This window comes from Pseudomonas sp. Sample_24 (assembly GCF_004307605.1).
Lineage (GTDB): Bacteria > Pseudomonadota > Gammaproteobacteria > Pseudomonadales > Pseudomonadaceae > Aquipseudomonas.
This window is the reverse complement of sequence record NZ_RCNW01000060.1, coordinates 1-17496: the sequence shown is the minus strand read 5'-3', so window position 1 is coordinate 17496 and position 17496 is coordinate 1. Positions and strand designations below refer to the sequence as shown.

Genomic DNA, 17496 nt, shown 5'->3' with positions numbered 1-17496 from the left:
CTGCTCCAGGAAGACCAGAACGCCGGTCGCCAGGTGCAGATGAACATGCTGCCGGTCAGCCCCTGGACCATTGACGAGTTCAAGTTCGCCCACCAGATCATCCCGTCTCTGTATCTGTCGGGTGATTTTGTCGACTATTTCCGGGTGGACGAGCGTCGGGTCGCGTTCTATCTGGCCGACGTTTCCGGTCATGGCGCCTCTTCAGCCTTCGTTACGGTGTTGCTGAAGTTCATGACCACGCGCTTGCTGTTCGAATCGAAGCGCAGCGGCACATTGCCGGAATTCAAGCCTTCAGAAGTCCTTGGTCATATCAACCGGGGGCTGATCAGTTGTAAGCTGGGTAAGCACGTCACAATGGTCGGTGGAGTCATCGACGAGGAGACAGGTTTGTTGACCTATAGCATCGGCGGTCATTTGCCGTTGCCAGTGTTGTACACACCCGACAGTGTTCGTTATCTGGAAGGGCGTGGTTTGCCGGTTGGCCTCTTCAACGAGGCCACCTACGAAGACCACGTGCTGGAACTGCCGCCGACGTTCAGCCTGACGCTGATGTCTGATGGCATTCTGGACCTTTTGCCAGAACCCACACTCAAAGAAAAAGAAGCTGCGTTGCCCCAACGGGTCAAGGCAGCGGGCGGCAGCCTGGATGGTCTGCGGCAGGTTTTTGGATTGGCCACGCTAGGGGAGATGCCGGATGATATCGCCCTGTTGGTGTTGAGCAGGAATCTTCAATGAGTACCGGTAGAATCCAGTTCGCCGAGCAGGACGGCACTTTTGTCCTGAAGTTCGTCGGTGAAGTTCGCCTGACCCTGTGTTCGGCGTTGGATGCGACTATTGATCGGATCTTCACGGCGTTGAACTTCAACGCCATTGTGATCGACCTGACCGAAACCCGCAGCATCGACAGCACCACCCTGGGCCTTTTGGCCAAGCTGTCGATCCTTTCGCGGCAAAAGGTCGGCCTGCTGCCGACCGTCGTCACCACCCACGAAGACATTACCCGTCTTTTGCAATCCATGGGCTTCGAGCAGGTGTTCAACATCGTTGACAAGCCTGTGCCGTGCCCGGAATGCCTGGATGACCTGCCAGATCAGGATCAGTCTGAAGAAGTGGTGCGCATCAAAGTGCTCGAAGCGCACAAGATCCTCATGGGCCTGAACGATTCCAACCGTGAAGCGTTCCATGACCTGGTGAATGCGCTGGAGCGGCACTGATTCCCTGTAAACCTTCAGAACACCGCTGAACTGTGGCGAGGGAGCTTGCTCCCGCTGGGCTGCGAAGCGGCCCCAAAGGCTACAACCGAGTAGCATCAGGCACACAACAAACGAAGGTTTACGGCTGCGCGCAGCCCAGCGGGAGCAAGCTCCCTCGCCACACATCTCATTTGCCACAGCACCATAAAAAAGGGCGAACCCACCAGGGTTCGCCCTTTTTTGCATTACGCCAACTCAGATCACAGCTTGGCTTGCAGCAGTGCCTCGAGTTTTTCCTGGTCACGAGCAAACTGACGAATGCCCTCAGCCAGTTTTTCGGTCGCCATGGCGTCTTCGTTGGACAGCCAGCGGAACTGTGCTTCGTTGAGGTTCAGGCGTGCTTCACCGGCGTGACCCGGCGCCAGTTTGCGCTCCAGCTTGCCGGTGTCCGCCGCCAGCTTGTCGATCAGGTCCGGGCTGATGGTCAGACGATCGCAGCCGGCCAGTTGTTCGATCTGGCTCAGGTTGCGGAAGCTGGCGCCCATGACCACGGTTTTGTAGTCATTGGCCTTGTAGTAGTTGTAGATACGCGTCACCGATTGCACGCCCGGATCATCCGCGCCGGTGAACTCGTTACCGGTGGCTTTCTTGTACCAGTCGTAGATGCGGCCCACGAACGGCGAAATCAGGAACACCCCGGCGTCGGCACAAGCCGCGGCCTGGGCGAAAGAGAACAGCAGGGTCAGGTTGGTCTGGATGCCTTCCTTTTCCAGGATCTCGGCAGCGCGGATGCCTTCCCAGGTGGAGGCGATCTTGATCAGCACACGGTCGCGGCCAATGCCGGCCTTTTCGTACAGTTCGATCAGGCGGTGCGCACGCTTGAGCACGGCATCGGTGTCGAACGACAGGCGTGCATCCACTTCGGTGGAAATACGGCCCGGAATGACCTTGAGGATTTCTTGCCCCACCGCGACGCCGAATCGGTCGCTGGCCAGGCCTACATCGCCCTTGCAGTCATTGACGCAAGCGTTCAGCAGTTCGGCATAAGCGGGGATGGCCGCAGCCTTGAGCAGCAGGGAAGGGTTGGTGGTGGCGTCTACCGGCTTAACGCGAGCGATCGCTTCGAAGTCGCCGGTGTCGGCAACCACGGTGGTCATTTGTTTGAGTTGTTCCAGCTTGGAAGTCATGGGCGTGCTCTGTCCTGTGGGTCTGATGACATTACCCGAGCGCTGACAGCCACTCAAGGGTGTGTACGTGTATCGATGGCCCCTGCGGCAACAACCAGACAACGATTGTTTTAAAGGCGGGGCGAGGTATCGATGAATACGATGCCAAAACAGCTCACAGGTTCAAAGCAACCGACCTGCGAACAGACCGGTCGCGGTTGCACGGTGACTACTCGGCGTTCAGGTGGGTTTCGACCGTGATTTTCGCCGGTTTGGGTTGGCCGTCGGAGGTCAGCAGGCCGAAATTCTTCTCCCGGTCATTGCTGCCCGATTCAGTGTTTCTCCATTCGTAGATGGAGGTCAGCGGGATATTCAGCCGTTTCACATCGGCAATGAAAGTAGCGATTTTGCTGGCTTGTCCTTCAGCACCACCATTGGAAGTGAGCGCCGAAACACCCCATTCACTGATGACGCCCGGCAAATGGAAGTTTTGCTGGATAAACGTCTGTGCGTTGCTGATCTGGGTGCTCGTCATGCCATAGGGGTGGTAGGAGATGGCATTCAGGCATTTCGGGTGTTCGCTGACAATGCGGTTCAGCGCTACCGTCGAGGCGGAGCCCGCAGTCGGTGGGCGGGCGAAGCCGAAGCCGACCCGTGGCGTCGATTGCGGTTTGTCTTGCAGCGACTTGCACATGGCGCTCATGAACGGCACGAATGTCGTGTCGAAATTGCGTGTCGGCCAATAGGTCTCAAGATCGGGTTCATTCCAGATTTCAATCGCCACCAGCTGCGTGCTGTAGGAGGTTTCCAGTCTCGACACCGTGTTGGCAAACGATTCGCCAGCCGTTGTCAGCTCACTGATATTGCCTGTCGCGGCCATCAACGGCTTGATGGCGCGTACGGTGAGCAAAACCGGCAGGCCAGCGGACCTGGCCGCCGCGAAGGCATCGCTGACCTGTTTCTGATAGGCCGCAGCAGTCAGGCTGTCGCTCCATACACCGAAGCGTACAAAGCTGAACCCCGCTGCTTTGATCTGCGCGGCGTCGGCAGCGGAAAAGCTCTGGATCTTGACCTGCACACCAATGGTCTTGGTAGGCAGGTTAGGGAACAGTTCGCTGGCTTGAACCTGAGTCGTTGCACCCAGCGCGATCAGGCTTAGCGCGCCGAGTCGTTTGAGATGTGCTGATTTCATGTCTGCTCTCCTGATGAGAAGTGACAACTTCGAATAGATATCTCTTTACTCACGTTTCGATAATGAAGCGGGTATGAAGTGCGCGAATGTTATTTTTTGTCGGAAATCTAACGGCTGAAAATCACAGTTATTTTTAGTCCGCTAATTGTGGTTGGGTGCCTTTTAAGTGCTGTGGTACTTAATGCTTCGGTACTAACAGGTGAATCTATTTCTGAGTGCAGGAAGATTCGTGGGGTTCATTAAAACCCTCGCGACATGTTGGCCGTTTGACATTACTCGGGAAAGTAAAATCTTGTTCAAAAAGATCCTGGTCGTCTGCGTGGGCAATATATGCCGAAGTCCGACAGCAGAGCTTTTGCTGCGTGACGCGCTGGCCTCTACAACGATCGCAGTGGCCTCCGCAGGGCTGTCCGCAAGGGTGGGCGAGTCCATGGAAGCGTCGGCCCGGCAGATTCTCGAAGACCGTGGGCACTGTGCCGAAGCCTTCAAGGCGCGGCAATTGACGCCCGACATCGTCAATGAGTCAGACCTGATTCTGGTCATGGAAAAACAGCATGTAAAACAAGTATTGAATATTGCCTCTCACGCCAGAGGCAAAGTCTTTCTGCTCGGTAAATGGCAGAGCGAGCGCGAAATACAAGATCCATATCGTCAAGGCAAGGCCGCTTTTATTCATGCCCATGCATTGATTGAAGATGCTGTTAGCTCATGGGCGCAACGCCTCGCGCGTTGATGAATATTCTTCAGATCAATGAATGGTAAGAACAGACTTATGCAGTTACCGTCCGTAATCGGCACCCGCGACAACGATCAAGACAGCATTGATCTTCTCGGTATATTTGGCAGTTTGATCGATCAGAAATGGTTGATCGGCGCGCTCACCGGAGCCTTTATGGTGACCGGCGTTGCCTATGCGGTTTTGGCGACACCGGTGTACCTGGCGAACGCGCTGGTGCAGGTCGAGCCGAAGAAGAACGACATGCTCGGGTTTTCCGATCTCAACAGCATGCTCGGCGGGCAATCGCCCTCGGTGACCGAAATCGGCATCATCAAGTCCCGCGCGGTGATCGGCAAAACGGTCGATGACCTGCGCCTGGATATCGATGTCACCCCCAATACCTTCCCGGTCATCGGCGGTTTTCTTGCCCGACGTTATCGCGGCGAAACCGAGTTCAGTGTCGCGGCCCCGCGTTTCGGTCTCAACAGCTACGCCTGGGGTGGTGAGCGACTGGAGATCAGCCGGCTCAATCTGCCAAAAGAACTGCTCGGCAAGAAACTCACGCTGGTCGCCGGTGAGCAGCAACGATTCCAGTTGTTCGATGAAAACGACAACCTGCTGGTCGACGGCGTCGCTGGCCAAGCGTTCAAACAGGACGACGTGGAAGGCTTGATCGCTCAGCTGTCGGCAAACCCCGGCACGCGTTTCGAAGTGGTGCGCAATCCGCGGATCGTGACCATTCAGGGTTACCAGGATGCGCTGGATATTTCCGAGCAAGGCAAGGAATCGGGAATCATCCGTTTGGCCCTGGCCAGCACCGATGCGGCCGAGGCCGTGAAAATCCTCAACAAGATCTCTTCGTTGTATGTGCAGCAGAACGTGCAACGCACCTCGGCTGAAGCGGCGCAGAGCCTGGAGTTCCTGCAAGGCCAATTGCCGCAGGTCAAGCGTGATCTGGCCAAGGCCAGCGAGGCACTCAACGGTTATCAAACCCGTGGCAAGACGGTCAATATTTCCCTCGAAACCCAATCGGTGCTGGAACAGGTTGTCAGCCTCGATACGCGGATCTCCGAACTGAAAATGCAACAGGCGGAGCTGGACCGCAAGTTCACCAAACAGCATCCAGCGTACCGCGCGCTGATGACCCAGCTCGGCGAGCTGACCCAGCAACAGAAGGCACTGGAGAGCAAGGCCCAGGACCTGCCCGCCACGCAACAAGAACTGCTCAACCTGACCCGCGATGTGGAAGTGGCGTCGCAGATTTATACGCAACTGCTGAACAAATCCCAGGAACTGGACATTGTCCGGGCAGGGGCGGTGGGCAACGTGCGGTTGATCGACACTGCGGATGTCGACATGACCAATCCGGTCAAGCCGCGCAAACCCTTGATCGTGCTGATTGCAACCTTCCTTGGCGCCTTCTTCGGGGTGGCGCTGGTGTTGCTGCGCAAATCCTTGAGTCGAGGACTGGAAGGGCCGGAAGCCATCGAACAACTCGGCCTGCCGGTTTACGCGTCGATTCCCTACAGCGCATTGCAGCAGGAAGAGGACAGCAAAAAAGGTCGTGCCCGGGACGGCGTGGACAAACCGGCCTACCTGCTGGCCCTGCGCAACCCGACGGATCTGTCGATCGAGTCGATTCGCAGCTTGCGTACCTGCCTGCATTTTGCCGGGCTCGATTCGACCAATAACCGCATCATGATTTCCGGCCCTAGCCCGCAGGTCGGCAAGACGTTCGTGTCCTCCAACCTCGCAGCGGTGATGGCGCAAAGCGGTCAGCGCGTGGTGCTGATCGATGCCGACATGCGCAAAGGTCATTTGCACAAAACCCTGAACACACCGATCACCAATGGTTTGTCGGACCTGCTGGTCAAGCGCTGCAGCATCGAGCAGGCGATCAACAAAGTCGAAGTCGACAACCTGCATTTCATCAGTCGTGGCCAGGTCCCGCCCAATCCTTCCGAGCTGTTGATGCACGCCAACTTTCGCGAACTGCTGGCGCAACTCAGCGAGCTTTACGACCTGGTGATCATCGATACGCCGCCGCTGTTGGCCGTGACCGATGCGGCGATTGTCGGTCGTGAAGCGGGCATCAGCCTGATTGTCACGCGCTTCGGGGTGAACCCGGCCAAAGAAATCGAACTGACGATTCGCCGCTTCGCGCAGAACGGCATCGAGTTGAAAGGTGCGGTGTTCAACGGCGTCGAAAAACGTGCGGCCAGCTATTACGGCAACGGCGGTTACGGCTACTACAGCTACGAATACGCGTCCGACAAGTCCTGAGTTTTGACGATTGTCCTTTCATGTTTGAAGTGGGTGAACTGTGAAAAAAATACTGCACGTGGCAGAGACGATCAAAGGTGGCGTCGCGACCGTTATCCGCACTATTTCGGCTTCGCCGGACGATGACGTCGCGAACTACGAACTGGTGTATCTGGTCCCGCAGGATCAGGAAAAAGAACTGCACGGCATCCAAGCGCAGCAGATCCGCACCTTTGCCCGCTCCGGGCGCAATGTGCCGTCGTTGCTGCGCTTCGCCTGGCGTCTGACCCAGGTGATGCTCAAGGAAAAGCCCGATGTGGTGCATTTGCACAGCACGTTTTCCGGGGTGATCGGCCGTTGTGTCTGCGTGCTGTTGCGACCGTGGCGCAAGCCGAAAATCGTCTACTGCCCGCATGCGTTTTCATTCCTGATGGAAAGCTCGCCGATCAAGCAGAAGGTCTATGCATCGATCGAGCGGATGTTGCAGAAAGTCACCGACGTGATCATTTGCGTCAGCCAGTACGAGCTGGACAAAGCCGCGCGGTTTGGCATCGAGCGCAAACGCATGAAGCTGATCTACAACGGCATTCACCGCAAGGATGACGCGCCGAAAACCAGCAGCCCCGAGCCAATTCACTTGCTCTTCGTCGGCCGCCTCGACTATCAGAAAGGCTTCGATGTGTTGCTCAAGGCCTTTGCCAAGGTACAGCGCAACGACTTGAAACTGACGGTGGTTGGCAGTGCGGTCAATGAGGATTCGGTCGAGTGTCCGCCAATGGACGCCGTTGAATACCTGCCGTGGGTCACGCCGAACGAAGTGCAGGTGCTGTATCAGAAAGCCGATGCGCTGATTGTGCCCAGTCGTTGGGAAGGCTTCGCCATGGTGCCGCTGGAAGGCATGGCCATGGGCTTGCCGGTGATCGCCAGCAATTGCACGTCGCTGCCCGAGCTCGTCACTGATGAGGTGTCCGGCTACGTCTTTCCCAGCGGCGACCACCACGCGTTGGCCGATGTGCTGAAGAAAATCCAGAAGCCGCGCTTGCTCGACCTTGGCAGCGAAGGGCGCAGCATCGTGCGCGAGCGTTTCAGCGCCGCCTTGATGATTCGCCAGACCTACGACCTGTATCGCGCTCCCTCTTTTTAAGTAGAACTCAAGCATATGAACGTAACGATTTTGCATGGCTACAGTGCGTCCAACTCCGGTGACGGCCTACTCGTCGATTTGGCCATTGAGTTGGTGCAGCGAAACTTCGGCGAGGACACTTCGATCAGCGTGGTGGCCTCCGATCCGCAGTCCTTCAGCTACTTGCCACACCCGCGCTTTGAGGCCCCGGTGATGGCGGCCAAAGGCTTGGGTCGGGTCAAGCAAGCGGTGTTCCTCAACCAGTCCTACGCAGGCCTGGCGGATCTGTTGAAAAAAACCGACCTGATCGTCGGTGTCGGCGGCGGCTACATGCGCTCCAAAAGTGCCTTCGAACACATCAAGCTGAAACTGGGGCACGCCAAGCAACTGGAAACGGCAATCCTCAGCAAAGTGCCGTCGGTTTACCTGCCGCAAAGCATTGGGCCGTTCCACGGCGAGAGCCGCAGGATCGTCGAGCATTACGCCAGCGCCGACGCGGTGTTCGTGCGGGACAATCGCTCCTCGGCGATCTTTGATGCTTACGAAAATGTCTACCGTGCGCCGGACCTGGCAGTCCAGTCCCTGGCGAGCAAAATCCTCGCGCAACCCAAGTTCACCCGTTGCGCATCGTCGCCGGCAACGGTGTGCGTGGTGCTGCGCAAGCCGCCGGAGTGGAGCAAGGAAAAGAAGCTCGCCTATGTGGCCAACCTGAAGTTGCTGCTGCAGCGCCTGAAGAACAAAAGCAAGGTGGTGTGCGCCGTGCAAAGCGCGGTACGCGGCAACGATGACGGCGCGTTTTATCGCGAGTTGGGCATTACCGAAGACCTGCTGCCATTGAAGGCGACACTGGCCAAATACCAGCCGGACCTGGTGATTTCCGTGCGCCTGCACGGCGCCATCGAATCGCTGCTTTCCGGCGTCCCGGCGTACCACATCAGCTACGAGCGCAAAGGCTTCGGCGCCTATCAGGACATGGGCGTGGAAGACTGGGTGATCAATGGCGGCGACATCGATGTCGACACCATCATCAACACGGTCTACGCACCGAATGCACTGTCGAATTTCGGCAAACGCCTGACCGATACCTGCCGCGAGATCGAAGCGAAAACCGTGGCCATGGACGAGATCATCAAAGGTATCGTTCGATGATATTTCGGCTGTTGCTTCGCGGCGGGGCATTAGGCGCGAAGTTTTTGCTGGTGTTGGCCATCACCCATTACCTGGGTTATGAGGCACTGGGCTTTTACGGCGTGGTGGTCGCGGCGTCGTTGATCGCCTCGAAGTTCTACAGCGTCGGGTTCAGTTCCGAGATCAATCGATTGATCAGCGTGGGTGGGACGTCGCGGCGGGTGGTCGACAAGGTTTTGCTGTTGTATCTGGCGGTGGGGTTGCTGCTGTCGGTGGTGACAGTGCTGGTTTACTCGCTGTTCCAGGCCGTCGAGGCGACGACTGCGCTGATCCTCTGTGTGACGCTGGTACTGCTCACCGAACACCTGTCCTTCGAAATCAATTCCTTCGTGTTTTCCGCGCAGAAAGCCACGGCGGGTGCATTGCTGTTTTTCGTCAAGACCGGTCTGTGGGCGGTGCTGGCGGTGGGCGGGATGATGCTTGGCTGGGTGTCCGGCATCGCCAGTGTGTTGTGGCTTTGGGTGGCGGCGAACGTGTTGGTGATCGTCGCCGGTTATCTGATTGTGGTGAACGTGCACAAAGGCCGGGTCAGTGGCACGCTGGCCACCGCAACCGTGTGGAAGGCCGGGCTGCCGTTCTATCTTGGCACAGGCTTGATCGCGCTCAGCCAGTATGCCGAGCGCTTTCTGATCATCGATCTGGAGCCCTACGCCAGCCTCGGTAAATACGTATACGCCTGGTCGGCGGCCAACACCTTGCAAGCGCTGTCCTACGCGGTGGTGGCAGTGGTGGGTATTCCGGTGCTCGCCAAGCGGTTTCAGGCGGACCAACAGCCGTTCACGGTCAGGCAATTGTTCGTCAACAAATGGGTGATGCGCTCGCTGGTGGTGTCTGCCGCGGTGGCGGTGCTGATTTATCTGTTCTTCAATGTTCTGCTCGATTATGTCGGCGCGGCGGTTCCGCGACCGGACAACGCAATCCTCGGCGTGCTGATTTTTTCCTTTGCCTTGCGCGCTATCGGCGACATCGTCTGGGGTGGGTTGATCGCCTCGAAAAACAGTCGGGTGTCATTGGCGAGCGCAGTCATATGCCTGCTGGTTTCAGTGCCGGTCAGCTACCTGCTGATCAAGCACTATTCGATCTACGGCGCCGCCTGGGGCAACGTTTTCGCAATCATTGTGCAGCTCGGGGTCATTGCGCTGTTGACCCGCATGACCGGCGCAAAAAAGGCAGCACTGTCATGGGCCTGAAGCTGCCGTGCATCGAGTTCCGCGGCAAGAAGCTCGACTCATCGATTTCCTTCCTGATTCTGTTTACCGGGTTGTTCCTGTCGGTGGCCATGCCGATGTTGGTCCCACGCGCTCCCGGCCCTGATGCCATGACCTTGTGGTCGTCCTACGCGCGAGCCGACAACTGCAATTTCTGGAACCCGTTCTCGCCGGATCGCTCTTCCTATGAGTGTTCGGCATTCCTGTTGCGGCCCACCGGGATCAACCTGACCAATGCCTGGGCCTACGGCATGTTCTGCAATTTTTTGCTCACGGCGATTCCGGTGGTGGTGTTTCGCCGCATGCCGTTGGCGATTTTCGGCACTCTGTGTCTGTGGGGCATTGTCCGTTCGTTTTTCCTGGAGAACCTGACCAAGGAAATCATCGTGTCGGTGGCGGTGTTGAGCATTCTGCTCAGTTCGTTGACGCGCAAATATCGCGGCGGGTTTTTCCTCTCGGCAGTGATCTACGGCGTGCTGATCCGGCCTTACTGGATTCTGTTTTCACTGTCCTGGGTCGGCGTCTGTGTGATGAAGAAATACGTCTCGCGCTTCACCTTCTTCCTGATGCTGTTTCTGTTCTACCTGGCGGTCGCCATGGCAATCCAGGTCGCGCTCGGCTTTCCGGTGTCGTCGATTCGCGCCAGCAACAACGAACTGCGCACGGCGGGGGAGGAGGGTTCCAAGTCGTTGATCGTTTCGTGGCTCAGCGGCAGCGACTTCGTTTCCCAAGCCCTGGACTCGATGATCATCTTTTTTCGGTTGTCGTTCCCCGTGGAGCTGATTTTGCTGTCGGGGCCGGGCCAGGTGATCTTCGTGGCGTTGATGATCATGACCGCGTTGCTGCTGTTCAAGGTCATCACCTCGACCGATTACAAGGGTGCGCCGATCCAGACCAAGCCTAAGGAACTGATCGCGATTCCGCTGGCATTCCTGCTGGTTCAAGGCCTGTTCGAGCCGGACTTCGGCTCCTTTGCCCGGCACTTCTCGATGGTGGTGCCTGTGTTGTTCGTGGGCCTGGGATTGATGTTGCGGGCAAACAAACCGGTACAGGTTGAATCACGCGTTCTGAATTGAGGCTTGTTTTATGTCGAGCAAGAAAAAGTCCCTGGAGATCGAAACCCTGCGCGGTCTGGCGTGCCTGCTGCTGGTGCTCTATCACGTCATCGGCCCGCTGGGCGGCGGCTTGAAGATCGACCTGGGCTCGCCGTTCCGGGTGATCGCCGACTCCATGGTGTATGTGCGCATGCCGCTGTTCACCTTCATCTCGGGCTACATCTATTCCATCTACAAAATCCGCGGCAATGACTTTTCCGCATTCTTCAGTGGCAAGGTTCGACGGTTGATCGTGCCGCTGTTTTGCGTAGGCATACCGTTCTCGGTGTTGCAGGCGGTTGGCCCGGGCGTGAACAAGGATGTCGGCGTGATCGACGCGTTGTTGTCGTTCTGGGTACCGATCAACCACTTCTGGTTCCTGCAGGCGGTGTTCATCATTTTCATGTTTGTCGGCCTGCTGGAGTGGCGTGGGCTGTTGCGCACCGCGACGCGCTTGAATCTGCTGTTCGCCTTTGCGGCGGTGGTGTTTTTGCTGCCGCCATTCACGCTCGACGCGTTCGGCATCAACGGCGCGATCTATCTGCTACCGTTTTTTGTGGCGGGGATGATCGGCCAGGAAAATGTCAGCGCGTTGAAGCAGCGGTTCAAGGTGATTGGCCCGCTGGTGTTCGTGATGATCACGCTAACGCTGCTGTACGTGGCGGCGGTCGATCGGGAGTTGATCGTCGACCGTCGCAGCCTGATCGGTTTGACGGTGGGTTGCGTGTCCTGCATGGCGCTGCTGGCGAGTGACCTGCGTTCGAAGGCACTGACCTGGCTGGGCGGCTATTCCTATGCGATCTTCCTGTTCCATGTTTTGTTTGCGGCGACATCGCGGTTTGTCCTTGGGCGGTTGGGTGTGAAGGATGAGAGTCTGCTGGTGTTCGGCGGCGTGACTTGTGGTTTGCTGGGACCGGTGGTGCTTTCGATGATTTTCAGTCGATTCAACTTCACCTCCGTGCTGTTTCTGGGTGAGCGTGCTGCGACAAAAAAGCCTGCGGCGAGCATCGCTCCGGTGGCGCAGACCCAATGATTGTCCGAGGGAAGGAAGCAATGCATGTTGGCAGTTGATGACATTCAGCCCGTTGCTGCGTCGGTGATTGAGGTTGGCGACGCGCGCGAGCGGTTTGCTCAGTGGCGTGAAGGTAAGGCTGGCCAGGTACTGTCGATCTCGGTGATCGGCGACAGCTACAGCGCCGGGCAGGATTTTTATCTGAACAAACTGGTGCAGCGCGTGGCCGGGGAGGTTGGTTTTGCCGGCCCCGGCTATGTCGGCTTCAACCACGGCGCGGCGCTGGGTGGCACGCATTTCAAATACACCCGCAGCAGCGAAAAGTACTTCGGCGGGGATTGGCAAGTGTCCGGCCTCGGCCAAGCCAGTCCCGACAGCCGCACGGTAATGGGCCGCCCCGGCGCATGGCTGCAGATCGATGCCAGCCCGACGCCGGCCATCAGCACCGCCGTGACTCAGGCGAAATTGCTTTACCTGGGCAACGGCGAGCCCAACGAGATCCGCTACCGCTGGACCCCGTCGCAAGACTGGCAACCCTTGACACTCGCCGGCTCAGGGGTTCAGGAGGTGCCGCTGCCCGGCGTATCGCAGGCGCCGGACTGGGCGTTCCGGCTGGAAGTGGTGAAGGGCGCGCCAACCCTGTTCGGTCTGTGGATGAGCAACGAACAAGGCGGCGTGCGGGTTTCCAAGCTGGCCGCCTCCGGCGCGGCATCCGGGGACTTCTACCACAGCGATAGCCACTGGCAGACGCAGTGGAAGGCGGCGGTGTCGAGCATTCCTGCGGACATTTACCTGATCATGCTCGGTGGCAACGATCAAGGCTTCGGCGTCAAACCCGAGCAGTATCTGAAGAACGTTCAAGGGCTGGTGGGGATGGTGCGCCAGATCCAGCCGAAGGCGAGCATCAACCTGATCCTGCGTCAGGACACCACACGCTCCAGTGCTTACCCGATGTCGGCGTATGCGCAGGTGTTGCAGCCCTGGGCGCAGGCGGAGCATCTGGGTTATCTCGATTTGCAGTGCGCGTTCGGACCCGACGTCAAACGCTATGCCGCCGCCATGATCGGCCCGGACAAGATTCATCCGGTTCCGGCCACGGGTGGGCGGGTGATTGCCGATTACTTCTATCGCTGGATGGTGGGCGGGCAGGACCGTTGCGACGCGTCGCTTTGACTGCTGTTGCCACAGAACTGCAGGAGCGAGCCTGCTCGCGAAAAACTCAATAACACCGTAGTCCTTCAGGATGCGCGCGTTATCGTTGACGACCATCGCGAGCAGGCTCGCTCCTACAGGAGAGCTGTTTCGAAGTGCTGCAAATGACTCAGCAGTTCTGCCGTTTTGAGCGGCATCAATTGCGTGGCGCAGCGGGTTTCCACATTGATGATGATGGCCGGTTCGTTGCAGCAAATGCGCACCCGGAACCGCCAGTCGCTGAAAATCACTTTCAAGCCATCGCGGTCGTCGACTTCCAAAGCCTGATCGCCATACAGCTTTTTCAAGTGGGCGAGGAGGGGGTAGGGGTTGCGTATCGGCCGGCGAATGTCTCCGGACGAGGGAAACATGCCGATCCGTTCCACCAGCAGCGTGCTGCCCAACCAGGGCTCATTGGCGCTGGGTAATGGCTGATGGCGCGACAACCAGGTCATCACGCCGAGGTTGCCCACCTCCAGTTCATTGTCTGCCGAGTGTTTTGCGTTGTTCATGATGGCTTGCCTGAATGAAGAGTGGGCGTGTGGTTGGTGTGGAGCGTTGGATCGGCTTGGGCCAGGTCAGAGACCCTTGAGGTACACGTTGTCGTAGCAAAAATTGGTCGCTTCGAGATAGCCCTCCGCGCCGCCGCAATCGAAGCGCATGCCTTTGAACTTGTAGGCCAGCACGCAGCCGTTCTGGGCCTGCTTCATCAATGCGTCGGTGATCTGGATCTCGCCACCTTTGCCGGGTTGGGTGTCGGCGATGAGGTCGAAGATATCCGGCGTCAGAATGTAGCGGCCGATGATCGCCAGATTGGACGGGGCGTCTTGCGGGCTGGGTTTTTCCACCATGTTGTTGACCCGGTAGATGCCTTCGGAGATCAGCTCGCCAGCAATTACGCCGTACTTGTGAGTCTGGTCGCGCGGCACTTCCTGAATGGCCACGATTGAGCAGCGGAATTTTTTGTAGAGCTGGATCATCTGCGTGAGCACGCCGTCACCTTGCAGGTTCAGGCACAGGTCATCGGCCAGCACCACCGCGAAGGGCTCATCGCCGATCAATGGGCGGCCGCTGAGAATCGCGTGGCCCAGGCCTTTCATTTCGACCTGACGGGTATAGGAGAAGGTGCAGGTGTCGATGAGTTCGCGGGTGCCAGCGAGGAACTTCTCTTTCTCGGTGCCACGAATCTGGTGCTCCAGTTCATAGCTGATGTCGAAGTGGTCTTCCAGTGCACGCTTGCCCCGCCCGGTGACGATTGCCATGTGTTGCAGGCCGGCGTCCCGGGCTTCTTCAACGGCGTACTCGATCAACGGCTTGTTGACGATCGGCAGCATTTCCTTGGGCATGGCTTTGGTTGCCGGCAAGAAACGCGTGCCATAGCCGGCAGCGGGGAACAAACATTTACGAATCATAAAAGTATCCTGGACAGTCACGGCACATCGTCAACGAGTGCGCGCAATAACGAGTGATTGCAAGTTTCAATGAGTATTGAAGGTGTACTTTAATACCCGAGTCAGGTTGTTAATGGCAATTAGTGGTAGTGGCAGAATGCGCCAATGTTATGAGATGTCGGATAGATACTTGTTAGTTATTTTTAGTCGGTATCTGTTGATAGTGAGGAAGGCGTTGGAGTGCTAATAAGTACCGGGCAATACAGTTTGACCTGCAAAAATATTTATTGCCAGTCGTTGAACTAAATTTGTTTTAGGTTGTTGTCGCCCTGTTTGTGTGGTTCACGACACATCTTCAATACACGGGGCTTGACACGCTACTGAGTACTTTCCTCTCTATGGACCGCACTATGAAAATTCTGGTAACGGGTGGAGCCGGATATATCGGCTCGCACACCACACTCGCGCTGCTTGAAGCAGGCTATGAAGTTGTAGTGCTGGATAATCTTTGCAATAGCAGTGATGCGGCGCTGCATGCGGTTGAAGCCATTTGCGGCAAAAGTGCGTTGATGATTCGCGGCGATGTGTGCGACAGGGCTTTGCTGGATCGGATTTTTCAAGAGCATGCCATTGATGCAGTGCTGCACTTTGCCGGGCTCAAGGCGGTGGGCGAGAGCGTGCGCAAGCCGCTTGAGTACTATGAGACCAACGTCAGCGGCAGCATTACGCTGTGTCAGGCGATGGCTGCTGCCGGGGTGTTCCGGCTGGTGTTCAGTTCATCGGCCACAGTCTATGGCGCGCCGGATCAGATGCCGATTCGCGAGGATTTCCCCACGGGCAATCCGACCAATCCCTACGGCCAATCGAAGCTGATCGTCGAGAACGTGCTGCGCGACCTGAGCCTGGCGGAGCCGCGCTGGAGCATCGCGCTGTTGCGCTATTTCAATCCAATCGGCGCGCATGACAGCGGGCAGATGGGTGAAGACCCTAATGGCATTCCCAATAACCTGGTGCCTTACATCAGCCAGGTCGCGGTCGGCAGTCTGCAAGAGCTGTCGATCTTCGGTGACGATTACCCGACGATCGACGGCACTGGCGTGCGTGACTACATCCACGTCGTGGACCTTGCGGACGGGCATCTCAAGGCATTGCAGTCCATCGCCGGGCGTACCGGCATTCATACCTGGAACCTCGGTACGGGCGATGGCTACAGCGTGATGCAAGTGCTGCGGGCTTTCGAGCAAGCGAGTGGGCAGTCGGTGCCGTATCGCGTGATGCCGCGTCGTTCGGGCGATGTTGCCCAGAGCTGGGCTGATCCGTCCAAGGCCGCGAAAGAGTTGGGCTGGAAAGCAACACGCAACTTGCAGCAAATGATGACCGACACCTGGCGCTGGCAATCGAATCATCCCAAGGGTTATCTCGGATGATGTCGTTTTGGCTCAATGTTATTTCCAGTCAGGTTGTTAGATAACGTCGGGAAAATACACTGGAAATGCCTTTTGCATATCCGTAGATATAAACCTGCCGTTTGACGTTTATCAGTCAGGAGTGACTGTGAATGAATGACGGATCTTGTTCGCACTTTTTGCGACTTGAACTCTACCACCTCTAACGGAACGCCCGGTGTTAATCGGGTTGAATGTTAGAAAGGAGTTGATATGAGAAAAGTGATGGCAGTTGCCCTGTTGACGATGTTGAGCAACTGGGCTGCCGCAGCTGAAGCGCCGCTGACTGCGGTGACCAATGTAGTTGGCAGTGTAGCGGCTTCTCAAGCCCCTGCAGCTAGTACTGCAATGGTTGCCAGTGCAATAGCGGCGTCAAACAGCGGTGGCAGTGCCAACGGCGGTACCACCGGTACGACCGGTACCACAGGTACCACCGGCACGCACAACTAACAGAAGTTTTGTTAGTGCAGTACAGGGTCGCCCGACGCAAGTCGGGTGACTTCTTTTTTAGATTCGCCCTTGAATAGCGTAGTGCCATTATGACTCGTAGTTTTTCTCTTTTAATGTTGGCAAGTCTCGCTTTACAAGGTTGCATGTTTTCCCCCGGCCAATACCTGAGCACCAGTGATATCACCCGCCAAGGGGCCAGTGAAAGCAGCAGGGTCGAGCTGATCCCGATTACCCCCAAGCTCATATCCACCACCCGCGCCACGCAAAAGCGTGAGTCGCTGCCGGCGGAGCTGTTGGCGACTCCGGCCGAGTACCGCATCGGTAACAACGATGTCTTGTACATCACGGTCTGGGATCACCCTGAACTGACAGCCCCGTCCGGCGCGCAACAACAGATCGATGCCAACGGACGGCTGGTGCGCGCCGACGGCACGCTGTATTACCCCTTCATCAAAGAAGTCCAGGCTGCCGGGCGTACGATCCAGCAACTGCGCGCAGACATCGAACAACGGCTGTCGGCGTTTATCGCCGAGCCGCAGGTAGATGTCGCAGTGCTGCGATTCGCTAGCCAGAAAGTCGTGGTCACCGGCGCCGTGACCAAGGGTGGCCCGCAAGCGATTTCCACCAACCCGCTGAGCGTGGTCGAGGCCCTCGGTTCCGCTGGAATCGATACCAACAACGCTGACTTGTCCGGCCTGACGCTGACGCGCAACGGGCGGGTGTACCCGCTCAATCTCGACTCGCTCAACCAGCAGGACTCCGAGTTGCAGGGCGTCTATCTCAAGGGTGGTGATCAGTTGTATCTGCCGTACAACGACAACAAGCGCATCTACGTCATGGGCGAGGTCAACCAGCCGCGCGCG

17 protein-coding genes are annotated in these 17496 nt (G+C 57.5%); 13 read left to right on the top strand and 4 right to left on the bottom strand.

Going from position 1 to position 17496, the window contains the following annotated elements:
• Together D8V06_RS02785 and rssC are read left to right on the top strand one after the other, a co-directional pair.
• Positions 1 to 735: SpoIIE family protein phosphatase (locus D8V06_RS02785; RefSeq protein WP_153189247.1), on the top strand; the 735-nt coding region annotated here is incomplete at its 5' end.
• On the top strand, positions 732 to 1214 hold the full coding sequence (gene rssC / locus D8V06_RS02780; protein WP_056857042.1) for an anti-sigma factor antagonist RssC: 483 nt from the start codon (positions 732 to 734) through the stop codon (positions 1212 to 1214). The genes D8V06_RS02785 and rssC, both read left to right, overlap by 4 nt.
• 239 nt (positions 1215 to 1453) lie before the next feature.
• Here the strand turns inward: rssC and tal are convergent, their stop codons facing one another.
• Both tal and D8V06_RS02770 read right to left on the bottom strand, forming a co-directional pair.
• Complete coding sequence (tal, locus tag D8V06_RS02775; protein WP_056857043.1) at positions 1454 to 2380, bottom strand: transaldolase; 927 nt, start codon at positions 2378 to 2380, stop codon at positions 1454 to 1456.
• Between the two features lie 208 nt (positions 2381 to 2588).
• Positions 2589 to 3551 carry a glycosyl hydrolase family 5 gene (locus D8V06_RS02770; protein WP_130903729.1) on the bottom strand — a complete coding sequence of 321 codons (963 nt, stop codon included), beginning with the start codon at positions 3549 to 3551 and terminating at the stop codon, positions 2589 to 2591.
• A 292-nt stretch (positions 3552 to 3843) separates the two neighbouring features.
• Here D8V06_RS02770 and D8V06_RS02765 point away from each other — a divergent pair, with 292 nt between their 5' ends.
• Genes D8V06_RS02765 through D8V06_RS02730 form a run of 8 tightly spaced genes read left to right on the top strand, consistent with a single transcriptional unit; the run spans position 3844 to position 13329 of the window.
• Positions 3844 to 4284, top strand: a complete 441-nt coding sequence (locus D8V06_RS02765) for a low molecular weight protein-tyrosine-phosphatase (protein ID WP_056857102.1) — start codon at positions 3844 to 3846, stop codon at positions 4282 to 4284.
• Between the two features lie 39 nt (positions 4285 to 4323).
• Positions 4324 to 6552: a polysaccharide biosynthesis tyrosine autokinase gene (locus D8V06_RS02760; protein WP_056857045.1), complete on the top strand. Its 2229-nt coding sequence runs from the start codon at positions 4324 to 4326 to the stop codon at positions 6550 to 6552.
• Positions 6553 to 6592: 40 nt separating this feature from the next.
• Complete coding sequence (locus D8V06_RS02755) at positions 6593 to 7675, top strand: glycosyltransferase (RefSeq protein ID WP_056857046.1); 1083 nt, start codon at positions 6593 to 6595, stop codon at positions 7673 to 7675.
• Between the two features lie 15 nt (positions 7676 to 7690).
• The gene (locus D8V06_RS02750; protein ID WP_130903730.1) at positions 7691 to 8803 is read left to right on the top strand and encodes a polysaccharide pyruvyl transferase family protein; all 1113 of its coding nucleotides are present in this window, start codon (positions 7691 to 7693) and stop codon (positions 8801 to 8803) included.
• On the top strand, positions 8800 to 10032 hold the full coding sequence (locus D8V06_RS02745; protein ID WP_130907237.1) for a polysaccharide biosynthesis C-terminal domain-containing protein: 1233 nt from the start codon (positions 8800 to 8802) through the stop codon (positions 10030 to 10032). Before D8V06_RS02750 ends, D8V06_RS02745 begins: the two co-directional genes overlap by 4 nt.
• Entirely contained in the window at positions 10023 to 11126 is a 1104-nt protein-coding gene (locus D8V06_RS02740; protein ID WP_056857049.1) for a hypothetical protein, read from the top strand. The genes D8V06_RS02745 and D8V06_RS02740 overlap by 10 nt, the downstream gene beginning before the upstream one ends.
• Before the next feature lie 10 nt (positions 11127 to 11136).
• The gene (locus D8V06_RS02735; protein ID WP_056857050.1) at positions 11137 to 12177 is read left to right on the top strand and encodes an acyltransferase; all 1041 of its coding nucleotides are present in this window, start codon (positions 11137 to 11139) and stop codon (positions 12175 to 12177) included.
• Positions 12178 to 12201: 24 nt separating this feature from the next.
• Positions 12202 to 13329, top strand: a complete 1128-nt coding sequence (locus tag D8V06_RS02730) for a GDSL-type esterase/lipase family protein (protein ID WP_130930396.1) — start codon at positions 12202 to 12204, stop codon at positions 13327 to 13329.
• 113 nt (positions 13330 to 13442) lie between these two features.
• On the opposite strand, the gene D8V06_RS02720 is transcribed toward D8V06_RS02730, so the two are convergent.
• Together D8V06_RS02720 and galU are read right to left on the bottom strand one after the other, a co-directional pair.
• On the bottom strand, positions 13443 to 13859 hold the full coding sequence (locus D8V06_RS02720) for a mannose-1-phosphate guanylyltransferase (RefSeq protein WP_130903733.1): 417 nt from the start codon (positions 13857 to 13859) through the stop codon (positions 13443 to 13445).
• Positions 13860 to 13925: 66 nt separating this feature from the next.
• Entirely contained in the window at positions 13926 to 14759 is an 834-nt protein-coding gene (galU, locus tag D8V06_RS02715; RefSeq protein ID WP_056857053.1) for a UTP--glucose-1-phosphate uridylyltransferase GalU, read from the bottom strand.
• A gap of 389 nt (positions 14760 to 15148) precedes the next feature.
• Between galU and galE the strand changes: the two genes are divergently transcribed.
• The 3 genes from galE to D8V06_RS02700 form a co-directional block, all read left to right on the top strand.
• Complete coding sequence (gene galE / locus D8V06_RS02710; RefSeq protein ID WP_130907234.1) at positions 15149 to 16165, top strand: UDP-glucose 4-epimerase GalE; 1017 nt, start codon at positions 15149 to 15151, stop codon at positions 16163 to 16165.
• 231 nt (positions 16166 to 16396) lie between these two features.
• Positions 16397 to 16633 carry a hypothetical protein gene (locus D8V06_RS02705; RefSeq protein ID WP_056857055.1) on the top strand — a complete coding sequence of 79 codons (237 nt, stop codon included), beginning with the start codon at positions 16397 to 16399 and terminating at the stop codon, positions 16631 to 16633.
• A gap of 143 nt (positions 16634 to 16776) precedes the next feature.
• On the top strand, positions 16777 to 17496 hold a 720-nt coding region (locus D8V06_RS02700; protein WP_130930395.1), incomplete at its 3' end, for a polysaccharide biosynthesis/export family protein.